This is a genomic window from Nocardioides sp., from assembly GCF_035429765.1.
In the GTDB taxonomy this organism is placed as follows: Bacteria; Actinomycetota; Actinomycetes; order Propionibacteriales; family Nocardioidaceae; genus Nocardioides.
This window is the reverse complement of the sequence record NZ_DAOMFK010000142.1, coordinates 3,859-7,887: the sequence shown is the minus strand read 5'-3', so window position 1 is coordinate 7,887 and position 4,029 is coordinate 3,859. Positions and strand designations below refer to the sequence as shown.

Genomic DNA, 4,029 nt, shown 5'->3' with positions numbered 1-4,029 from the left:
TCACGACGCGACGTTCACGGAGGCATGCCGCGCTGGGGTCTGGACCAAGGCTGATTCCGTCACGTACTTCGATGACCTTCGCGCGGAGGCGCCGTGATGGGGAGCGACCGCGACGCCGCGTTCAGCGAGCGGCTGCGCGCCCGCATCGAGCGGCACCGGGCCACGCCGGCCGACCAGCGGCCCCAGCTGGTCACGCTGTCCCTGCGCGTGGAGGCCGACGAGGAGGAGCTGGTCGCCGGCTCGGTGCGCCTGGTGCTGCAGGTCCACGACGAGCAGAACCCGCTCCACCTCGCCGACGCGGCCGCGCTGTGGGCGGAGTCCGGCCCGGACGCCAGCCACGGCTTCGGCGTCCGGGCCCGGACCCATGCGGCGATCGCCCTGCGTGCGGCCGCTGACGCCTGGCCCGTGCTCGACCGGCTCTGCGAGCTGGCTGTCCCGGACGAGATCACTCTGGACGCCGAGGAGCTGGTCAGCCTCCTGGAGGATGGCGTCGCGGCGTTGCAGGCCCGCGGCGTGGACGTGCTCTGGCCGCGCAGCCTCGGCCGTGACCTCACCGCGCGAACCGTGCTGGACCGGGCCTCCCCGGCCCGTGAGGAGCCGCTGCAGTCCGGTGCCCTGGCCGGCGGCGCCCTGTTCGCGTTCAGCTGGCAGCTCGCCCTGCACGGCGACCCGCTGACCGCGGAGGAGATGGACCGGCTCGCCGCGGCCGCCGGACCGGTCCTCAAGCTGCGCGGCAGCTGGATGGTCGTCGACCCCCAGATCGCCCGCAAGGCCCGCACGCGGCTGGTGCGCACCGTGCCGCCGGCGCAGGCCCTGGCCGCCGCCCTCACCGGGGTGGTCGAGGTGGAGGACGTGCCCCACGAGGTGGTGGTCGGTGCGACCCTGACCCGGCTGCGTGACCGGGTCCGCCACGCAGCCAGCCGACCCCCCGTGCCCCCGTCGCCGCGGCTGCAGGGACGGCTGCGGCGCTACCAGCAGCAGGGCCTGACCTGGCTCGTGGAGCTGACGGACCTGGGCCTCGGTGCCTGCCTGGCCGACGACATGGGCCTGGGCAAGACCATCACCCTCATCGCCCTGCACCTGCACCGGCACGACGAGGGCGCCACGGGACCGACCCTGGTGGTCTGCCCGGCCTCGCTCCTGGGCAACTGGGAGGCCGAGATCCGCCGGTTCGCCCCCGGCGAGGAGGTGCACCGCTTCCACGGTGCCGGCCGGTCCCTGGCCGAGGTGACCTCCGGCTTCGTGCTCACGACGTACGGCACCATGCGCAGCGACACCGCGCCCCACGGGGCGCGGGCACTGGCCCAGGTGCCGTGGGACCTGGTGGTCGCCGACGAGGCGCAGCACGTCAAGAACCCCCGCTCGGCTACCGCGCGGGGGCTGAGGACGTTGGAGAGCCGGGCCCGGGTGGCGCTGACCGGGACGCCGGTGGAGAACAACCTCACCGAGCTGTGGGCGATCCTCGACTGGGCCACGCCGGGGCTGCTCGGCAGCCGCAACGCCTTCCGCAAGGCCTGGGCGGCGCCGATCGAGTCGGGCCTCGAGCCGACGACGGCCCGTCACTTCGCCGCCCTGATCGGCCCCTTCCTGCTGCGGCGGCGCAAGTCGGACCCGGGCATCGCCCCCGAGCTTCCGGCCAAGACCGAGACCGACCACCCGCTCTCCCTCACGCGCGAGCAGGTCGTGCTCTACGAGGCGTTCGTCCGGGACGTGATGGAGCGCATCGAGCGGGCCGACGAGGACACCCGCCGGGGCCTCGTGCTCATGCTGCTCACCGGCCTGAAACAGATCTGCAACCATCCGGCGCACTTCCTGCGCCAGTCCACCCCGCGCCTGGCCGGACGGTCCGAGAAGGTCGACCTGGTCGACGAGGTGGTCGAGACGGTGGTCGCCGAGGACGGCGCGGTGCTGCTGTTCACCCAGTACGTCGCGATGGCCCGGCTGCTGGCCTCCCACCTGACGGCCCGCGGGGTCCCGCACCAGCTCCTGCACGGCGGGACCCCCGTGCGGGAGCGGGAGGCGATGGTGCAGCGCTTCCAGGCCGGGTCGGTCCCGGTCTTCCTGCTCAGCCTGCGCGCAGGAGGCACCGGCCTGAACCTGACCCGCGCCGACCACGTGCTGCACTACGACCGGTGGTGGAACCCCGCCGTGGAGGACCAGGCCACCGACCGCGCCTACCGGATCGGGCAGACCCGACCGGTGCAGGTGCACCGCCTGATCACCCAGGGCACGATCGAGGAGCGCATCGCCGAGCTGCTCGCCCACAAGCGGACGGTGGCCGACGCCGTGCTCGCCCGGGGCGAGAGCGCCCTCACCGAGCTGAGCAACGAGGAGCTGCGCGACTTCGTGACCCTGCGCCGGGGGCGCCCGTGACGCAGGTCACCCACCCCCGGCTGGCTCCCCGGCGCGGGGCGGCCCGGGCGAGCACCTGGTGGGGCCGGGCGTGGGTGCGGGCGGTGGAGGAGGCGGCGTACTCCGACCCGGAGCTGCGGGCCGGCCGGGCCCTGGCCCGCGCCGGACGGGTGGGATCGCTCACGGTCGGCCCGGGCAGCGTGGTGGCGGCGGTCGAGGACGGCGAGGAGGTGCGCACGGTCGAGCTCACCCTCCCGGTGCTGGACGCGGTGTCGCGCGAGACGGTGGTGGAGCTGGTCGCGGCGGAGTCCGGGCGGATCGCGGCGCTGCTGGGCGGGGAGCTGCCGCACGGGCTCCTCGAGGACTCCGAGGAGGCGGGGGTGGAGCTGCTGCCCTACGGCGGCGAGCTGGGCGCTTCCTGCACCTGCGCGGCGTGGGTGGACCCCTGCCCCCACGCCCTGGCCGTGGCCTCCCAGGTGGCCTGGCTGCTCGACGCCGACCCGCTCGTGCTGCTGGCACTGCGCGGGCTGCCCCGGGAGGAGCTGCTCGCCCGGCTGCACGCCCGTGGGGGCGAGGCGGAGGTGGGCTCCGACGACGAGGAGACCGGCCTGGATGCCGCCCTCCGCGCCGCCCGAGTGCTGGAGCTGCTCGACGGCCCCGACCCCGAGACGCTCGACCACCTGTTCTGACGCGCCTGTCAGATTCCCCGCCTGGGCCGGCGCCGGGTCGTCCACGCCTTTACCGCCGACCCGTCACAAATGGAGTCACTCCAGGCGCGTGGGTCACATACATCCCGCCATTTGTGACGGGTCGGCCAATGCTTGCAGCGCCATGTCGCGCAGCAGGTCGCGCATCTGGTCGTCGGGAAGCAGACCGCTGCGGGGGGTGGAGTTGATCAAGCCGAAGGCGGCGTGCGCCATGGCACGGGCCCGGTCCGGGCCGACGCCGGGCCGCAGCCGCTGCACCTGGTCGGCCCACAGGTCGACGTACGCGCGCTGCAGGTCACGCACCCGGGCCCGGGCCGGGCCGGGCAGCGACTCCCAGTCGCGGTCCTGCACGACGATCAGCGGCCGGTGCCGGAGGGCGAAGTCCACGTGCCACTGGACCAGCGAGGCGAGGGCGGTCTCGGGTCCCGGAGCCTGGGCGACCCGCTCGCGGCCCACCTGAAGCAGCTCCTCGCTGATCGAGACCAGCATCTCGGCGAGGATCGCCTCCTTGCTGGGGAAGTGCTTGTACAGCGCGGGGCCCGAGACCCCGCAGGCCGCTCCGAGATCGGCCACCGAGACCCCGTGGAAGCCGCGCGCGGCGAACAGCTCCGCGGCGGTGTCCAGGATCTGGCTGCGCCGGCTCACCCACCAAGGTTAGCGCCCGCTAACCTGACCGCTGCCGGGCCTGCTGCAGCAGCCACTCGCGCATCGACAGCGGCGGCGCCGGCGCGGGCAGCCGGGCCCAGACCCAGCCCTCCTCGTCGACCCGGGTGGGGTAGAGCGAGAGCACCTGGCCCGGGTCGTCGGTGCGGTGCCCGTCGGTCAGGTCGAAGCGCCAGAAGTGCCCCGGGCAGGTCAGCAGCCCGTCGCGCACCACCCCTCCGGAGAGGCGTACGTCGCGGTGCGGGCACCGGTCGAGCATCGCCCGCACCCCGTCCGGTGCCCGGACCACGCACACCCGTCCGGACTC

4 protein-coding genes are annotated in these 4,029 nt (G+C 74.6%); 2 read left to right on the top strand and 2 right to left on the bottom strand.

Features of this window, described 5'->3' with window-relative positions; all coding sequences use genetic code 11:
- Positions 1 to 96: 96 nt before the first annotated feature.
- Positions 97 to 2,373 (top strand): DEAD/DEAH box helicase, encoded by a 2,277-nt coding sequence (locus PLP61_RS12455; RefSeq protein ID WP_324503045.1) that lies wholly within the window; start codon positions 97 to 99, stop codon positions 2,371 to 2,373.
- On the top strand, positions 2,370 to 3,041 hold the full coding sequence (locus PLP61_RS12450; RefSeq protein WP_324503044.1) for an SWIM zinc finger family protein: 672 nt from the start codon (positions 2,370 to 2,372) through the stop codon (positions 3,039 to 3,041). Before PLP61_RS12455 ends, PLP61_RS12450 begins: the two co-directional genes overlap by 4 nt.
- A gap of 93 nt (positions 3,042 to 3,134) precedes the next feature.
- Here the strand turns inward: PLP61_RS12450 and PLP61_RS12445 are convergent, their stop codons facing one another.
- Both PLP61_RS12445 and PLP61_RS12440 read right to left on the bottom strand, forming a co-directional pair.
- Positions 3,135 to 3,704: an SACE_7040 family transcriptional regulator gene (locus tag PLP61_RS12445; protein WP_324503043.1), complete on the bottom strand. Its 570-nt coding sequence runs from the start codon at positions 3,702 to 3,704 to the stop codon at positions 3,135 to 3,137.
- A gap of 19 nt (positions 3,705 to 3,723) precedes the next feature.
- Positions 3,724 to 4,029, bottom strand: a 306-nt coding sequence (locus PLP61_RS12440; RefSeq protein WP_324503042.1) for a Rieske (2Fe-2S) protein, incomplete at its 5' end; no start/stop codon positions are given.

Bases quoted from the DNA above. Each gene is read 5' to 3' on its own strand.
- PLP61_RS12455 (WP_324503045.1), top strand. From the start codon at position 97: ATGGGGAGCGACCGCGACGCCGCGTTCAGCGAGCGGCTGCGCGCCCGC.